This window comes from Burkholderia sp. Bp9140 (assembly GCF_003853425.1).
Taxonomy (GTDB): domain Bacteria; phylum Pseudomonadota; class Gammaproteobacteria; order Burkholderiales; family Burkholderiaceae; genus Burkholderia.
This window is the reverse complement of sequence record NZ_QTPQ01000062.1, coordinates 21,638-37,419: the sequence shown is the minus strand read 5'-3', so window position 1 is coordinate 37,419 and position 15,782 is coordinate 21,638. Positions and strand designations below refer to the sequence as shown.

The following is a 15,782-nucleotide window of genomic DNA, read 5'->3' as shown; positions in this document are numbered from 1 at the left end:
CTGCGCTCGCTCGCCAAGGGCGAGGCGATCACGCAGGACACGTCCACGCTCGAGAACCCGGCGATCCTCGACCAGCTCGCCGAAGTGCGCTGATCGCGCCTGTCGCGCGCGTTGCGCGCACGAGCCCCTGCGCGGCGATCCCGATTGCCCGTGCGGGGGCTTTTTGCTAAATAACGGCATGACCGTTCCGTCCCGTCCGGCGCCTGCTGCGCCGCCGCCCGTTCCCGAGCCGCTTGCGCGTGCCCATGCGCGTTATTGGCGCTTCAACGTCGCGCTGATCGTGGTGTTGATGGCGATCGGCTTCTCGGTGTCATTCGTCGTGCCGTTCTTCGCGCCTGCGCTGGCCGGCATCCGCTTCGCCGGTTTCAGCCTGCCGTTCTATGTCGGCGCGCAGGGCGCGATTCTCGTGTATCTCGTGCTGATTGTCGTCTACATCGGCCTGATGCAGCGCGCGGACCGCACGCTGCGGCGCGCATACGACGACCACGCCGCGCACGCGGGCAATGTCCACAATGCCCGCTGATCCATGCTGACGCATCGACTGATTCGCGCGTACGCGCTCTACACGCTCGGCTTTCTCGGGTTCGTGCTGCTGCTGTGGCGGATCGAGCGCGCGACCGGCTCCGGCGTATGGATCGGCTACGTGTTCCTGTTCGTGCCGATTGCCGTCTATGCGGTGATCGGGCTGCTGTCGCGCACGTCCGATCTCGTCGAGTACTACGTGGCCGGGCGGCGCGTGCCGTCCGCGTTCAACGGGATGGCGACGGCGGCCGACTGGCTGTCGGCGGCGTCGTTCATCGGCCTCGCCGGTTCGCTTTACGCAACCGGCTACGACGCGCTCGCTTACGTGATGGGATGGACGGGCGGGTTCTGCCTCGTGGCGTTCCTGCTCGCGCCGTATGTGCGCAAGCTCGCGCGCTACACGATTCCCGATTTTCTCGGCACGCGCTTCTCGAGCACCGCCGTGCGCGCACTTGCGGCCGGCGCGGCGATCCTGTGCTCGTTCGTGTATCTGGTCGCGCAGATCCAGGGGATCGGGCTGATCGCGACGCGCTTCATCGGCGTCGACTTCGCGATCGGGATCTTCTGCGGGCTCGCGGGCATTCTCGTGTGCTCGTTTCTCGGCGGGATGCGCGCGGTCACGTGGACGCAGGTCGCGCAGTACATCATCCTGATCAGCGCGATCCTGATACCGGTGTCGCTGATCGCGATGAAGAACGGGCTCGGGCCGGTGCCGCAGTTCAATTACGGCAAGTTGATGGAGCGCGTGGCGGCGCGCGAGGCGCAGGTGCGCGATGCAGCCGGGGAGCAGCGGGTGCGTGACGCGTATCGCCGGCAGGCCGCGGCCGTCCAGGCGCAGCTCGATCGCTTGCCCGGCTCGTATGCGGACGCACGCCGGCAACTCGTCGACCAGCTGGCGGACCTGCGGCGCCACAACGGGCCGCTGCGCGAGATCAACCAGCGCGAGCGCGAGCTGGCCGACTTCCCGCGCGACCCGACGGCGGCGCGCGTGACCTGGACCCAGGCGCGCGACGACCTGCTGGCACGCGCCGAGCCGCCCGTGCCGATGCACGAGCCGTTCCCCGCCGCGAGCGACGACGAGCGCAAGCCGCGCGAGCGGAATTTCCTCGCGCTGCTGCTGTGCCTGTCACTCGGCACCGCGAGCCTGCCGCACATCCTCACGCGCTACAACACGACGACGTCGGTTGCATCCGCGCGGCGCTCGGTCGGCTGGACGCTGTTCTTCATCGCGCTGTTCTACCTGAGCGTGCCGGTGCTCGCGGTGATGATCAAGTACGAGATTCTCACCAACCTCGTCGGGCGGCCGATCGCCGAGCTGCCCGCGTGGGTCACGCAGTGGCATCACTCCGAGCCGGACCTGATCAGCGTCGTCGAGGTGATTCGCGACGGCATCGTCCACTGGTCGGAAATCCAGATGCAGCCGGACATGGTCGTGCTGGCCGCGCCGGAGATCGCGGGGCTGCCGTATGTCGTGTCGGGGCTGATCGCGGCGGGTGCGCTGGCTGCCGCGCTGTCGACCGCGGACGGGTTGCTGCTGACGATCGCGAATGCGTTGTCGCACGACGTTTACTACTGCATGGTCGCGCCCGACGCATCGAGCCAGCGGCGCGTGACCATCTCGAAGGTGCTGCTGCTCGGCGTCGCGCTGTTCGCGTCGTATGTCGCGTCGCTCAATACGGGGAAGATTCTGTTTCTGGTCGGTGCCGCGTTTTCGCTGGCGGCGTCCAGTTTCTTTCCGGTGCTCGTGCTTGGGGTGTTCTGGAAACGCACGACGACGCGCGGTGCGATCGCCGGGATGGTGACGGGGCTCGCGGTATGCGTGTACTACATCGTGTCGACTTATCCATATTTCACCCAGCTGACGGGCTTCGCCGGACGTACCTGGTTCGGGATCGAGCCGATCAGTTCGGGCGTGTTCGGGGTGCCGGCGGGGTTTGCGGTGGCGATCGTGGTCAGTCTGCTCGATCGGCAGCCGGATGAATATACGCGGGCGTTGGTGGATTACATCCGGCACCCGTGAGCCGGGAAGGCACGTGAGGGCCTGCGGTTCAGGGCCGGAGCGGCCGGGCCGCAAAAGGAAATGCCCGCTGGCGCGGGCATTCGAATTCTGGCGGAGAGAGGGGGATTCGAACCCCCGATAGGCGATTAACCTATACACGCTTTCCAGGCGTGCGACTTAAACCACTCATCCATCTCTCCGGAAGACCGAGAGTATAGCAAACTCTGGCGGCTGCCCGCCACTCCCTTCGACGATCCGTCGGAGGCGGCCGGAATGCCGGCTGCCGAGGCCGATACGGCGCGCTTTCGCCCATGTCAGAAGTCCTTCGCGTGAACGATCCAGCGTCGCAGGTGCTGTCCGATGGCGTCGCCGAATCGGCGAGCGCGCATCGGGACGAACGTGCGATCATGGGACGTTCGCATTCGTCGCAATGAGCAACCCGACGTACGACCTGTTCATGTCCGCGCTGCTGCCGCAGTTCGTCGACCGGTCGCACGCGGTCGCGCTGCAGTACGCGATCCTCGCGGCGACGATCGTCGCGGTCGACGTGATCGGGATGACCGGCTACGCGCTGCTCGGCGTGCATTCGGTGCGGGTGTGGAAAGCGGCCGGGGAGAAGTGGCTGAACCGGATCAGTGGTTCGCTGCTGCTGATGCTCGCGGGGTATGTCGCGTTGTATCGGAAGAGCGCGAACTGACGCGGTCGCGTATCGAGCCGTACCGCCGGTAGCGCCGGTGCCCGGACGCACGCCGGCCCGAGTCTGCTATCTTCCCGGGCATCTCATCGCTTTCCCGCCGATTCTCCATGACCGACCGCATCGTCGCCGCATTCGATTTCGACGGCACCATCACGACCACCGACAGCTTCCGCCATTTCGTCCGCTACGCGGTCGGCACGCCGCGCTTCGCGTGGGCCGGGCTGCGCGCGCTGCCGTGGATCGCCGCGATGAAAGCCGGACTGCTGTCGCGCGGCGACGCGAAGGCGAAGTTCGCGTGGTTTGCGTTCGGGCCGATCCGCGAGGACGCGCTCGACGTATTGGCGCGCCGGTTCGTCGACAGCTATCTGCCGAACCTCGTGCGTCCGGACATGCTGGAACGGGTGCGCGAGCATCGCGCGCGCGGACACGAAGTCGTGCTGGTCAGCGCGTCGCCGTCGCTGTATCTGGAGAAGTGGGCGAAGACGGCTGGCATCGACACGGTGCTCGCGACGCGCCTCGCATTCGAGCGCGGCACGTTCACCGGGCGGCTGAACGGCGAGAACTGCTGGGGCCCGCAGAAGGTCGTGCGGTTGCGCGGCTGGTGGGGAACTCAGGCGCCCGGGAAACTGTTCGCCTACGGCGACAGCCGCGGCGACAAGGAAATGGCCGAACTCGCGAACTGGGCGTGGATCCGCGGGCACGGACCGATGCCGTCGATCGGCGATTGACGGACTGCCGTGGACCGGCGCGGCGAGCCGTGCGACGCGCTGCCGTTACGCGTCGGCCCGCTGCACGCCGTGCGCACCGCGAGTCGGACGATACGCGCCCCAGCGATTCGCCCGCTTGAACGTGCCGACATCGTTGAACCGCACGCCGACCTCACGCAGCGCCGCATGCGCGGTGCGCGCGGTCAGCTGCCGGATGTAGAACGGATCGCGTACGACGAAGTGATGGATCGCGTGGGTGCTGCCGAAGTTGAAGCAGAACAGCTGGAACGGCAGCATCCACCACGGGTTGAGCACTTGGGTCTGCTGGATCACGTTGCGCGAATCGATGTCGCCGAAGTAATGCATGTTCGAGCTGACGAAGTTGATGCAGAAGCTGCGCACGAAGTTCGGCCCGAGCCACACGACCGCAAGGAAATCGACGACGTGCATCGCCCGCTCGACGACGGCCGGCACGGTCACCGCATGGCCGAACGCGTGCAGTGCGAACAGGCCGGCGTGATAGACGATGAACGCGTGCCACAGCGCGTAGTACGCATGACCGACCGGCATGTAGGACGACACCTGCTCGACACGCAATTGCGCGCGTTCGGCCGCATCCTGCACCGGCTGCGCGGCGACATACTGCTTGACCTTGCGGCGCATCGCATCCGGCCGCAGCACGACGGCGAGCATCCCGTCCGCGATCATCAGCAGCCGCTTCACGCCCCAGCGCTCGCCATTGGTGATGCCGAATTCCTCGAGATCCGATTCGCCGCCCGACACCTTGTGGTGATGCAGGTGCATGCGCCGGCGCGTCCACGGGTTGATCGTGCCCGGCCGCGTGAGCCAGCACAGCGCCATCATCAGGTGATAGGCCCACGGCGTCTTCTTGAAGTACATCAGGTGGATCAGGTCGTGCTCGAGTTCGTGGATCAGCGACGTGACGAACGCGGCGAGCGGCAGCGCGACGTACCACGCGATCGCGCCGCGCGCATACAGCCAAGCGATCGCGAGCATCGCGCTCACCGACACGGCCATCACGGTCGCGCCGACGAGGCTCTGGTTGTCGAGCAGCGGAAAGCGCGCGCGGATCGCGTCGCTCGCGGCGTTGACCTCGCTGCGGACAGACGCGACCTTGTCTGCGTCGTGGCGAAAGACGGTTCGTGCGGGTTGGCTCATCGACCGGGATCCGTGCGGGAAGAGTGGGGCGCAATGCCGATGTGACAAGCATAGGCGTGCCCGGTTGCGCACGCGAGGGCCGTCGGTGCCAATGATGGTGTCATTTCAGGCCACCGTGGCCGGTGCGCCGGCGCCCGATGTGGCTGCGCGCGGCTAGAGTGCCGCCGTGGTGTCATTGCGGGCCAGCGACGCTACAATCCGCCGAAACCGCTCCGGAGTCCGCCGCATGGCCCTGTCCGTCCCGGATGCCGCGCGTCAGTTGAACAAGGCGACGGTATCGTCCGCGTATGCGCTGTTCATGCTGATGCTCGCCGAGGAGCGCGGCATCGATGGCGGCCGCATTCTCGCCGGCTCGGGCGTCGAGCGCGACCGGCTCGCACAGCCCGATGCGCGCATCACGCCGCTGCAGCAGGCCGCGATCGTGTTCAACCTGCTCGACGCGACGAACGATCCGTCGATCGCGATCGAGATCGGCCTGCGCAGCAGTCTGACGAAATCCGGGCTGATCGGTTTCGGGCTGATGAGTTGCGCGACGCTCGGCGAGGCGATCGCGCTCGGCATCCGCTACCTGCCGACGCGCGTGCCGTTCTTTTCGGTGCGGCTCGCACAGCTCGACCGGACCGTCGACATCGACGTGCTCGAGGCGTTTCCGCTCGGCCGGCTGCGCCAGTTCGCGGTGGAAAACTTCCTGGTCGAGACGGCGATCCTGTTCAACTCGCTGCTCGATCCCGCGCCGGGGCGCACGCTGCAGTCGCGTGCGGAGCTGCATTTCGAATGGCCGGAGCCGCCGTGGTTCGAGCGCTATCGCGCGCGGCTGCCGCGCTGTCATTTCGATGCGAGCGCGAACCGCATCCGCTGTGATGCCGCGCTGCTCGACGAGCCGATCGGCACCGCGAATGCGCAGACCGCGCAGCTGATCGTCCAGCAATGCGAGGCCGAACTCGCGCGGCTCGGCTATGCGGAAAGCATCGTCGAGCGCGTGCGCAACCTGCTGATCTGCGGTGAAGCCGGCTATCCGCCGGTGGACGACGTCGCGCGCGAACTGCACCTATCGGCGCGTACGTTGAAACGCAAGCTCGCGGAATTCGGCGCGACTTATTCGGCACTGCTCGACGAGATCCGGCTGCGCGATGCGCTCCGGTTGCTCGAGGGCACGCGCCTGCCGGTGGACGAGATCGCGGCGCGGGTCGGCTACACCGACCGCGCGAACTTCACGCGAGCGTTCAAGCGCTGGACCGGCGTCGCGCCGAGCGAGCGGCGCTGACGGCGCGCCGGGCGGCGCGGGCCGGTGCCGGCCGTGCCCCAGGCGTCGATCCATCGGTCATGCGACCCGTCAGACGATCGAAACCCAGTTCGCACCGCGGCCGCCCGGCACGCGCGCGTGCAACGCCAGCGTGCCGTCGTCGGGCGCGATCGCGTAGACCGACACGTATTCCGACTGCTCGCCGCACGCGACGAGCCACCGTCCCGACGGATCGATCGCGAAGCCGCGCGGCTGCGTTTCGGTGGCCGTCGCGTGCGCGGGTTCGAAGCCGCCGTCCGCATCGCGCCGATAGCAGAGCAACTGGCTCGACGTGCGTTCGCTGACATACGCGAAGCGCTCGTCGGGTGTCAGGTGGAGATCGGCGGCCCATACGGCGGGCTCGGTCGGCGCAGGCGGGCGCGCATGGCCTTGCGCGAGCCCGGCGACGGCCGGGTGGCGTGCGCTGACCTGCGCGTCGCCCAGGCGCCCGCTGCCGGTGTCGCGCGCGAAGGTCACGAGCGTCGCCTGGAATTCGCTGACCACCACGAGCGCCTGCCCGTCGCGCGCGAAGCGCAGGTGACGCGGCCCGAAGCCGCCCGGCACGCGCGTTTCGCCATGTTCGCGCGCACGCAGGCCGCCGGCATCCTCGATCAGCGCGAACGTGAAGATCCGGTCCGAGCCGAGCGAGCTCACATACGCGAAACGATTGTCCGGCGACACGACGACCGCATGCGCGTTCGCGATGCCGTCCGCGACCTGCAGCGGCGCACCGTCGCCGTCGCGCACACGTGCGGCGTCGTAGAGGCTCAGCGAATTGCCGCCGTACGACGCGCCGAGCAGCCAGCGGCCGCCGCGGTCGAGCGACAGGTACGCGTGGCTCGCATCGATCGCGGTCGCGCCGATGCGCGCGAGCGCGCCGGTGCCGGTGCCGGTGGCGACGCGGAACGCGACGATCGTCGGCTGCTCGCCGCGCGTCGCGACATACAGCCGCGCACGATCGGGCTGCACGGCGATGGGCATCGCGACGTCGCCGGCCGGGTAGCGGGCGAGCGGCGCGAGCGCGCCGTCGGCCGCGAGCGAGAACGTGGCGAGGTCGCCGTCGGCGGCATTCGAGACGACGACGGTCAGGCGATCAGTGTTCGGCATGGCGGAGCATGGCGGTGTGCGTGAAAGGCTCGTCGGCCGGCAGGCCGCGCGGCGGATCGCTGCGCCGGTGCGTGCGTGCGAACAGCGCGGCGACCGCGGCGACGAGGGATGCGATCGCGAGCGCATACAGGCCGCCCGTGATCGAACCCGTATGTTGCTTCAGATAGCCGAATGCCGTCGGGGCGACGAAGCCGCCGAGGTTGCCGACCGAGTTGATCAGCGCGATCACGGCCGCGGCCACGCGTGTGTCGAGGTAGCCCTGCGGGATCGGCCAGAACAGCGACGACGCGGCCTTGAAGCCGAGCGCGGCGAAGCAGATCGACGCGAACGACCAGACGGGATCGTGCGACGTCGACGCGAACAGTCCGCACGCGGCGAGCACGAGCGCGAACGACAGCCAGCGCTGCGGATGCTTCCATTTCGCGGACAGCACCGCGAAACCGTACATCGCGCCGATCGCGATCATCCACGGAATCGTGTTGTAGAGGCCGACCTGGAAGTCCGTGAGGCCGCCCATCTTGCGGATGATCGTCGGCAGCCAGAAGGTGGCCGCGTAGATCGTCAGCTGGATCGCGAAATACAGGAAGCAGAACAGCATGATCTGCGGGTCGCGCAGCAGCGTGGCGGCCGACACGTGCACCTTCGAGCCTACGTCGCGTGTCGCGCGTTCTTCATCGAGTGCGGTCTGGAGCGCCGCGCGTTCGTCGGCGGTGAGCCAGGTCGCGTCGCGGATGTGCGATTTCAGCAGCAGCCAGCTCGCGCCGCACAGCGCGACCGAGAACATTCCTTCGATCAGGAACATCCACTGCCAGCCCTGCAGGCCGAAGCCATGGATCGACAGCAGCGCGCCCGTGACGGGCCCGGACAGCACCGACGCGAACGCGGAACCGCCGAGGAAGATCGCCATCGCCTTGCCGCGTTCCTGCGGCGGCAGCCATTGCGACAGGTACAGCACGACGCCGGGGAAGAAGCCGGCCTCGGCCGCGCCGAGCAGAAAGCGCAGCATATAGAACGACGTGTCGTTCCACACGAACGCCATCGCGGCCGCGACGATACCCCACGTCGCCATGATCCGAGCGAGCCAGATGCGTGCGCCGTAGCGCTGCATCAGCAGGTTCGACGGCACTTCGAACAGCGCGTAGCCGACGAAGAACAGGCCGGCGCCGAGCCCGTACGCGGCCGCGCCGATACCGATCGACGCTTCCAGGTGACGGTCGACGAAGCCGACGTTCACGCGGTCGATGTAGTTCGCGATGAACATGATCAGCACGAGCGGCAGCACGTGCCATTTCACTTTCGAGATGGCGGACGCGAGCGGATCGCGGCCGGGCAGGGCGGGCGGGGTCAAGGGAGTCTCCGGTCGGACAGCGAACGGGGCGGCGGCCCGCGTCGGCATGGTGATCTAAGTAGTATGTCGTCGTATGACATGGTACGCTCAAGATCCCGGCGTGGCGTCGCGGGTTTACCCGAGATATGCCCAAATATTGGGGAATATCAGGAGAATGTCATCGGCTTCTACACATCAGATGACGTATGACATGGGTGGGCTGCCCGCCGGCCGGCAACCGGCGCCCGGCTTGCTGCGCTGCTCCGCGTTTTGGCGAAATTCGCGTCCGGGCAACCGGCCGGCTTCCCGCGCGGCCCGCTACGCCATCGACACGACGCTGTTCAGCAGCGTCTTCACGAGCACGGCCTGCCGTGTCGCGCCCGTCTTCGCGAAGATCCCGCGCAGGTGCGCGCGGGCGGTGTTCTTCGTGATGCCGGTCGCGGCGGCCGCTTCGTCGAGCGTCAGGCCGTCGACGAGCAGCAGCGCGATCTCGGTTTCCATCGGCGTGAGGCGAAACAGCCGGTGCAGCATGTCGCGCGAGGTCTGCGGCGACGATGCAGGATCGCGGACGAACACCGCGACGGCCGGCCGGTGCTGGCGATCCTCCGCGCCGCGATAGGGCGCGAGCGGGCGCAGCAGCACGTTCAACGGCATCGCGCCGCCGGGGCGCGACAGCGTGGTGGCCTCGATGCGCCCGAGCGCGCCCGCGCGGAAATGCTCGAGCGCGGCCTGCAGCGCCTTCTGCAGCCGGCGCTCGTCGAGCGGGCACGACGCATGGAGCCGCTCCTGGCGCAGGCACAGGCCGTCCTGCCGCTCGATCAGCCGCTCGGCGATGCGGTTGTGCTTGATCACGCGGCCGTCCTCGTCGAGGATCGCGGTGCCGACGTCGAGCCTGTCGACGGTGCCCGCGTACAGCGCGCGTTCGGCGTCGAGCACGTCGAGCGCCGCGTGCAGCTCGACCGCGCGCTGCAGGTGCGGCAGCAGCGTCGCGACCTGCGCGCGTTCGGCCGCGGCGAATTCGCGGCCGTGATGCGCGCGGCTCACGAAGAACGCGCACTCGACGCCGCGCTCGCCGCGCAGGTTCGCGCCGAGGATGAAGCGCAGGTCGAGCGGTTGCAGGTACTGCCGGTAGAAATCGTGCGCGCACCACCGGGCGGCGCCGAACAGTCCGTCGGCCGTGAACACCTGGCCGGGCGGCTGGTCGAGAAACGGGCACAGCGCGTAGAACTGCTCGCTGTACGACGGCTCGCCGGGCAGCAGCGGACCGTGGGCCGATGCGTTGATGATGAGCCCGCGCCGCGAGCCGCCGGGGCTGCGCAGCACGAGCGTCGTGAAGCTCGCGTCGAGCCGCACGCGCATCGCTTCGAGAAAGGCTGCCCACGGCGTCGTTTCGGACGGGCCCTGATAGACGAGCCCGAGCCACGCGCTGAGTTCGCGGGCCGTCCATGCCGCGTCGTCGAAACCGTCGTGCGCGGCCGTGTCGTCGGGCGCCGGCGCGATCTGCATGCTCGTGTTCTCCTGGGGCGGGGGTGAATGCTCCCGGCCCAGCATACCGACCGGCCGGCGGCCCGCGTCATCCGAACGGAGTAGACGACGCGGGCCGTGCCCGTGCGGCTGCGTTTGTACCGCTTATGCCGCGCGTTCGCGCAGCAGGTACGCGACGATCCGGTCCGCCGCGGTTTCCGGCGACTCCGTCACCGTATCGATGCGCAGTTCCGGCTGCGCGGGCGGCTCGTACGGCGAGTCGATGCCCGTGAAGTGCTTCAGCTCGCCCTTGCGCGCCTTCTTGTACAGGCCCTTCGGATCGCGTTCCTCGGCGACCGCGAGCGGCGTGTCGACGAACACCTCGACGAACTCGTCGGGACCGACCCGCGCGCGGGCCATGTCGCGTTCCGCGCGGAACGGCGAGATGAACGACACGAGCGTGATGAGCCCGGCATCGAGCATCAGCCGCGCGACCTCGGCCACGCGCCGGATGTTCTCCACGCGATCGGCCTCGGTGAAGCCGAGGTCGCGGTTGAGCCCGTGCCGCACGTTGTCACCGTCGAGCAGGTACGTGTGCCTGCCGAGCGCATGCAGCCGCTGCTCGACGAGGTTCGCGATCGTCGACTTGCCCGCACCCGACAGCCCGGTCAGCCACACGATGCGCGGCGTCTGCGCCTTCTGCACCGCGCGCGCGTCGCGGTCGACGTCGACGGCCTGCCAGTGCACGTTGTGCGCACGGCGCAGCGCGAAGTGCAGCATCCCGGCGCCGACCGTGTCGTTGGTGAAGCGGTCGATCACGATGAAGCCGCCGGTGTGGCGGTTGCGGTCGTACGGATCGAACGCGGCCGGCCGGTCGAAGCTCAGGTTGCACACGCCGATCTCGTTCAGTGCGAGCGTGCGTGCGGCGAGATGCTCGCGCGTGTTCACGTCGATCTTGTACTTCGGCGTCGCGCAGGTCGCGCCGACCGTCTGCGTGCCGAGCTTCACGAGATACGGCCGGCCCGGCAGCAGCGGTTCGTCGTGCATCCACACGAGCGTCGCCTCGAACTGGTCGGCCACCTCGGGCGGTGCGTCGGCACGCGCGATCATGTCGCCGCGGCTGATGTCGATCTCGTCGGCGAGCGTGAGCGTCACCGCTTCGCCGGCGCGCGCGACGCCGGCTTCACCGGCCGGCGTGATCACCGACGCGACGCGGCTCTCCTTGCCGGACGGCAGCACGCGCACGCGTTCGCCGACGCGGACTTCGCCCGATGCGATGCTGCCGGCGTAGCCGCGGAAGTTCAGGTGCGAACGGTTGACCCATTGCACGGGCAGCCGGAACGGTTCGTCGCGCGTCACGCGCTCGACGAACCGCAGCGTGTCGAGATGCTGCATCAGCGGCGGGCCCGCGTACCACGGCATCCGCGTGCTCGACGCGATCACGTTGTCGCCGCGCAGCGCGGACATCGGAATGCTGACGATCTCCTCGAGACCGAGCTCGGCCGCGAACGCGCGATAGTCAGCGTCGATGCGTTCGAACACGGCGCGGTCGTAGTCGACCAGGTCCATCTTGTTGATCGCGAGCACGACGCGCTTGATGCCGATCAGCGCGACGAGATGGCTGTGGCGGCGCGTCTGCGTGAGCACGCCCTTGCGCGCGTCGACCAGGATCACCGCGAGATCGGCGGTCGACGCGCCGGTGATCATGTTGCGCGTGTACTGTTCGTGGCCGGGCGTATCGGCGACGATGAACTTGCGTCGAGTGGTTGCGAAGAAGCGGTACGCGACGTCGATCGTGATCCCCTGTTCGCGCTCGGCCGCCAGGCCGTCGACGAGCAGCGCGAAATCGAGTTCGCCGCCTTGCGTGCCGACCTGCTTCGAATCGGCCTCGAGCTGGGTCAGCTGGTCGTCGAACAGCAGGTTCGATTCGTAGAGCAGGCGGCCGATCAGCGTGCTCTTGCCGTCGTCGACGCTGCCGCAGGTGATGAAGCGCAGCAGGTCCTTCGCCTGCGCATCGTCGGCGGGCGTGGCGGGAGTCGGGTGCGCGAGCGCCTCGGGCGCGGTGAGAACGTGTGTCATCAGAAATATCCGTCCTGTTTCTTCTTTTCCATCGAACCGGCCGAATCGCTGTCGATCAGCCGTCCCTGGCGCTCGGACGTGCGCGTGTCGCGCATCTCCTGCAGGATGTCGTCGAGCGAGCTCGCATCGCTGTCGATCGCGCCCGTCAGCGGATAGCAGCCGAGCGTGCGAAAGCGCACCTTGCGCATCCGCGGCACTTCGCCTGCGCGCAGCGGCAAGCGGTCGTCGTCGACCATGATCAGCGCGCCGTCGCGCTCGACCACGGGCCGCTCCTTCGCGTAGTAGAGCGGCACGATCGGAATGTCGTGCAGCCGGATGTACTGCCAGATGTCGAGCTCGGTCCAGTTGGAAATCGGGAACACGCGCAGGCTTTCGCCCTTGCGCTTGCGCGCGTTGTACAGCGACCAGAGCTCGGGCCGCTGGCGCTTCGGGTCCCAGCGGTGCTGCTCGGAGCGCAGCGACACGATGCGCTCCTTCGCGCGCGATTTCTCCTCGTCGCGGCGCGCGCCGCCGAACGCGGCGTCGAAGCCGTAGTGGTCGAGCGCCTGCTTGAGCCCTTGGGTCTTCCACACGTCGGTGTGCACGGCCGAGCCGTGCGTGAACGGATTGACGTCGTTCGACACGCCATCCGGGTTCACGTGCACGCGCAAGTCGAGGCCGAGGCGCGCGGCCGTCGCGTCGCGAAACGCGATCATCTCGCGGAACTTCCACGTCGTATCGACGTGCAGCAGCGGAAAGGGCGGCTTCGCCGGGTAGAACGCCTTCATCGCGAGATGCAGCATGACCGAGCTGTCCTTGCCGATCGAATAGAGCATCACCGGGTTTTCGCTTTCCGCGACTACCTCGCGCATGATGTGGATGCTCTCGGCCTCCAGTCGCTCCAAGTGGGTCAACATCGTTCGTCTCCTTGTTTCATGCCGGTGCCGCGCGACATGTGCGGCGTTTCGTGCATGACGCCAACGGTATCGAGCGAGGGCGGTCCGGTTCTTCGTCCGGGTGGACTAAACCGCGGCTCGGCGGCGCAGCGGATCTTTCCTTAGTCCACCCGGACGAAGTGGCGCGTGGAGCGCTCGCTTAAGGTGAGCGCTCGATCATCGGCGGAGACGACACATGACGGACGACACACGTGCCACGCAACTGCTTTCGGGCCAGACCTGGGCCGATTTCTGCGACACGCTGAAACGCAGCGGACAGCAGATCCTGCGCGCCGAGGCGCCGGACGATCCGCTCACGCGCGCGGAAGGTTTCCGTTACCTGAGCCGGCTGATGCGCATCGCGCTCGACATGCACGTCGAGTTCGCGGACGGCGCGTGGCCCGGTTTCTTCTCGCCATCGCACGAGACCGCGAAGATCGGCGCGGACAATCCCGACAACCTGTACCAGTACGCGCGCCTCGACGGCCGCTGCGACTATCGCGTGACGGGGCGGCGCGGCACGGTCGCGTACCTGAGCTTCGGCACCCAGAAGGGCGGCTACGAGACGGACGGCAAGATGCTGCAGACAGGCTTTCTCGATGCGAAGCAGCTCGAGATCGCACCGGACGGCAGCTTCGAGATCGTGCTGAGCGAAACGCCGCGCGCGGGCAACTGGGTGCGCATGGAGCCCGGCACGAACGCGCTGCTGGTGCGCCAGACCTTCCTCGACCGGCGCGCGGAGACACCGGCGCAACTGAAGATCGAGCGCATCGGCACGCACGATCGCCCGGCGCCGCTCAACCCGCTCGTGCTGCAGGGCGGCCTCATGCGCGCCGCGCAGTTCGTCGAGCAGACGTCGAAGCTGTTCGCCGACTGGGCCGCGAGCTACGGGTCGCACGTGAACGCGCTGCCGCCCGCGGACCAGGCGCTGTGCCAGTCGGTCGGCGGCGATCCGAACATCTACTACTACCACTCGTGCTGGGCGCTGGCCGATGACGAGGCGCTCGTGATCGACGTCGACACGGTGCCCGACTGCGATTTCTGGAACGTGCAGCTCAACAACTACTGGATGGAGTCGCTGGACTACCGGCACTTCGACATCTGCGTGAACAAGCATGGCGCGCGGCTGAATGCCGACGGCGGCGTGACGGTGGTGGTCGCCGCGTCGCGGCCGGGCGGCGCGAACTGGCTCGATACGGCCGGGCATCGGACCGGCACGATCTGCTGGCGCTGGGTCGGCGCCGCGCAGCCGGTGCATCCGCGCACGCGCGTCGTGAAGCTCGCGACGCTGAAGGAGGCCGCATGAACGCGCCGCTCGACCGGATCCGCACGCAGCTCGATGCCGGCGGGCTGATCGCCGAGGCCGTGTCGCGCACGGGCGGGCTCACCGCGTTCGGCGACGGACCGTATCGCGAGGCGCTCGACGTGATGTGCGCGTCGCTGATCAATGAAGCGACGCTGTCCGCGCGCGGCGCGGAGATGATGCGCGAGAAGCTTGTCGGCCAGCTCGTGAACCGGCTCGTCGTCGAGTATTACTGCCGCCGTCATCCGGAGATCGCCGACATCGGGATCGACGATCCGCTCGTGATCGTCGGGCTGCCGCGCACCGGCACGACGCTGCTGCAGCGGCTGCTCGCGGTCGATCCGCGCTTTCATTCGGCCGCATGGTGGGAAACGCGTTATCCGGCGCCGCTCGCCGGCGAGACGCTCGACGCGCCAACCGTGCGCATCGCGCGCGCGCAGGCCGAGGTCGCGACGATGATCGACTGCATTCCGCAGATCCTGACGATCCATCCGCTCGACGCGATGCTCGCCGACGAGGAGTTCATGCTGATGGAGCACTCGTTCGTGTGCGCGATGGATTCATATGCGAACGTGCCGACTTATACGGCGTGGCTCGCGAAGCAGGATCTGACGCCGGTCTATGCGCACCTGAAGCGGATGCTGCAGTTCCTGCAGTGGCAGAAGGCGCAACGCCGCGTCGCGCCGGCCGAGCGCTGGCTGCTGAAGACGCCGCAGCACCTGCATGCGCTCGACGTGCTGTGCCGCGTGTTTCCACGTGCGCAGGTGGTGCTCACGCACCGCGACCCCGCGCAGACGATTCCGTCGATGGCGAGCATGGCGCACACGCTGTGGCAGATGTATGCGGACGACCCGGATCCACGCACGGTCGGCGCGCAATGGAACGCGGGGATGGCACGCGCGATCGGCGCGGCGATGGCGGCGCGCGATGCGCTGCCGGCCGAGCGGTTTCTCGACGTGCGTTTCGAGGACACCGTGTCGAATCCGCTTGGCGTCGCGCAAGCCGTGTACCGCTTTGCCGACATGCCGCTCGATGCGCGGCAGCGCGCGGCGATGACGGACTGGCTGGCGCGCAACGGCCGCGACACGCGCGCCGCGCACGACTATTCGATCGCGCGCTTCGGCTTCACCGATGCGCAACTGGCGTGCGACTTCGCCGCGTATCGCGCGCGGCACCTGCAGGCGGCCGGCTGACGGTGCACG

Annotated in this window: 12 protein-coding genes, 1 tRNA gene and 1 pseudogene; 7 read left to right on the top strand and 7 right to left on the bottom strand. The window is 68.2% G+C overall.

Annotated elements, in window-relative coordinates:
* Positions 1-178 precede the first annotated feature (178 nt).
* Together DIE21_RS34645 and DIE21_RS34640 are read left to right on the top strand one after the other, a co-directional pair.
* A complete protein-coding gene (locus DIE21_RS34645) occupies positions 179-523 on the top strand; it encodes a DUF4212 domain-containing protein (RefSeq protein WP_124501854.1) in 345 nt (114 codons plus the stop codon).
* 3 nt (positions 524-526) lie between these two features.
* The gene (locus tag DIE21_RS34640; RefSeq protein ID WP_124501853.1) at positions 527-2,542 is read left to right on the top strand and encodes a sodium:solute symporter family protein; all 2,016 of its coding nucleotides are present in this window, start codon (positions 527-529) and stop codon (positions 2,540-2,542) included.
* Positions 2,543-2,630: 88 nt separating this feature from the next.
* Here the strand turns inward: DIE21_RS34640 and DIE21_RS34635 are convergent.
* A tRNA-Ser gene (locus DIE21_RS34635) sits at positions 2,631-2,721 on the bottom strand.
* Positions 2,722-2,951: 230 nt separating this feature from the next.
* Here DIE21_RS34635 and DIE21_RS34630 point away from each other — a divergent pair.
* Together DIE21_RS34630 and DIE21_RS34625 are read left to right on the top strand one after the other, a co-directional pair.
* Positions 2,952-3,218, top strand: coding sequence for a LysE family translocator (locus tag DIE21_RS34630; RefSeq protein WP_260432590.1), 267 nt, complete (start codon positions 2,952-2,954; stop codon positions 3,216-3,218).
* Between the two features lie 107 nt (positions 3,219-3,325).
* Positions 3,326-3,946, top strand: a complete 621-nt coding sequence (locus DIE21_RS34625) for an HAD family hydrolase (RefSeq protein WP_124501852.1) — start codon at positions 3,326-3,328, stop codon at positions 3,944-3,946.
* Positions 3,947-3,991: 45 nt separating this feature from the next.
* On the opposite strand, the gene DIE21_RS34620 is transcribed toward DIE21_RS34625, so the two are convergent.
* Complete coding sequence (locus tag DIE21_RS34620; protein WP_124501851.1) at positions 3,992-5,104, bottom strand: fatty acid desaturase; 1,113 nt, start codon at positions 5,102-5,104, stop codon at positions 3,992-3,994.
* Positions 5,105-5,330: 226 nt separating this feature from the next.
* Between DIE21_RS34620 and DIE21_RS34615 the strand changes: the two genes are divergently transcribed.
* A complete protein-coding gene (locus DIE21_RS34615) occupies positions 5,331-6,368 on the top strand; it encodes an AraC family transcriptional regulator (protein WP_124501850.1) in 1,038 nt (345 codons plus the stop codon).
* 69 nt (positions 6,369-6,437) lie between these two features.
* Here DIE21_RS34615 and DIE21_RS34610 read toward each other — a convergent pair whose 3' ends face one another.
* The 5 genes and pseudogenes from DIE21_RS34610 to cysD all read right to left on the bottom strand — a co-directional run.
* Positions 6,438-7,493, bottom strand: a complete 1,056-nt coding sequence (locus tag DIE21_RS34610) for a beta-propeller fold lactonase family protein (RefSeq protein WP_124501849.1) — start codon at positions 7,491-7,493, stop codon at positions 6,438-6,440.
* The gene (locus DIE21_RS34605) at positions 7,480-8,841 is read right to left on the bottom strand and encodes an MFS transporter (protein ID WP_124501848.1); all 1,362 of its coding nucleotides are present in this window, start codon (positions 8,839-8,841) and stop codon (positions 7,480-7,482) included. Before DIE21_RS34605 ends, DIE21_RS34610 begins: the two co-directional genes overlap by 14 nt.
* A gap of 297 nt (positions 8,842-9,138) precedes the next feature.
* Positions 9,139-10,326, bottom strand: a complete 1,188-nt coding sequence (locus DIE21_RS34595) for a helix-turn-helix transcriptional regulator (protein ID WP_124501846.1) — start codon at positions 10,324-10,326, stop codon at positions 9,139-9,141.
* A 123-nt stretch (positions 10,327-10,449) separates the two neighbouring features.
* The gene (gene cysN, locus DIE21_RS34590) at positions 10,450-12,363 is read right to left on the bottom strand and encodes a sulfate adenylyltransferase subunit CysN (protein WP_124501845.1); all 1,914 of its coding nucleotides are present in this window, start codon (positions 12,361-12,363) and stop codon (positions 10,450-10,452) included.
* Positions 12,363-13,283: pseudogene (gene cysD, locus DIE21_RS34585) on the bottom strand (sulfate adenylyltransferase subunit CysD); the annotation flags it as partial. The gene cysN and the pseudogene cysD, both read right to left, overlap by 1 nt.
* A gap of 190 nt (positions 13,284-13,473) precedes the next feature.
* On the opposite strand from cysD, the gene DIE21_RS34580 reads away from it, so the two are divergent.
* Entirely contained in the window at positions 13,474-14,583 is a 1,110-nt protein-coding gene (locus tag DIE21_RS34580) for a DUF1214 domain-containing protein (protein WP_124501843.1), read from the top strand.
* The gene (locus DIE21_RS34575) at positions 14,580-15,773 is read left to right on the top strand and encodes a sulfotransferase (RefSeq protein WP_124501842.1); all 1,194 of its coding nucleotides are present in this window, start codon (positions 14,580-14,582) and stop codon (positions 15,771-15,773) included. The genes DIE21_RS34580 and DIE21_RS34575 overlap by 4 nt, the downstream gene beginning before the upstream one ends.
* Positions 15,774-15,782 lie beyond the last annotated feature (9 nt).

Excerpts from the sequence above, each read along its gene's own strand:
- DIE21_RS34645 (WP_124501854.1), top strand. The coding sequence starts at position 179 with ATGACCGTTCCGTCCCGTCCGGCGCCTGCTGCGCCGCCGCCCGTTCCC.
- DIE21_RS34640 (WP_124501853.1), top strand. The coding sequence starts at position 527 with ATGCTGACGCATCGACTGATTCGCGCGTACGCGCTCTACACGCTCGGC.
- DIE21_RS34630 (WP_260432590.1), top strand. The coding sequence starts at position 2,952 with ATGAGCAACCCGACGTACGACCTGTTCATGTCCGCGCTGCTGCCGCAG.
- DIE21_RS34625 (WP_124501852.1), top strand. The coding sequence starts at position 3,326 with ATGACCGACCGCATCGTCGCCGCATTCGATTTCGACGGCACCATCACG.
- DIE21_RS34620 (WP_124501851.1), bottom strand. The coding sequence starts at position 5,104 with ATGAGCCAACCCGCACGAACCGTCTTTCGCCACGACGCAGACAAGGTC.
- DIE21_RS34615 (WP_124501850.1), top strand. The coding sequence starts at position 5,331 with ATGGCCCTGTCCGTCCCGGATGCCGCGCGTCAGTTGAACAAGGCGACG.
- DIE21_RS34610 (WP_124501849.1), bottom strand. The coding sequence starts at position 7,493 with ATGCCGAACACTGATCGCCTGACCGTCGTCGTCTCGAATGCCGCCGAC.
- DIE21_RS34595 (WP_124501846.1), bottom strand. The coding sequence starts at position 10,326 with ATGCAGATCGCGCCGGCGCCCGACGACACGGCCGCGCACGACGGTTTC.
- cysN (WP_124501845.1), bottom strand. The coding sequence starts at position 12,363 with ATGACACACGTTCTCACCGCGCCCGAGGCGCTCGCGCACCCGACTCCC.
- DIE21_RS34580 (WP_124501843.1), top strand. The coding sequence starts at position 13,474 with ATGACGGACGACACACGTGCCACGCAACTGCTTTCGGGCCAGACCTGG.
- DIE21_RS34575 (WP_124501842.1), top strand. The coding sequence starts at position 14,580 with ATGAACGCGCCGCTCGACCGGATCCGCACGCAGCTCGATGCCGGCGGG.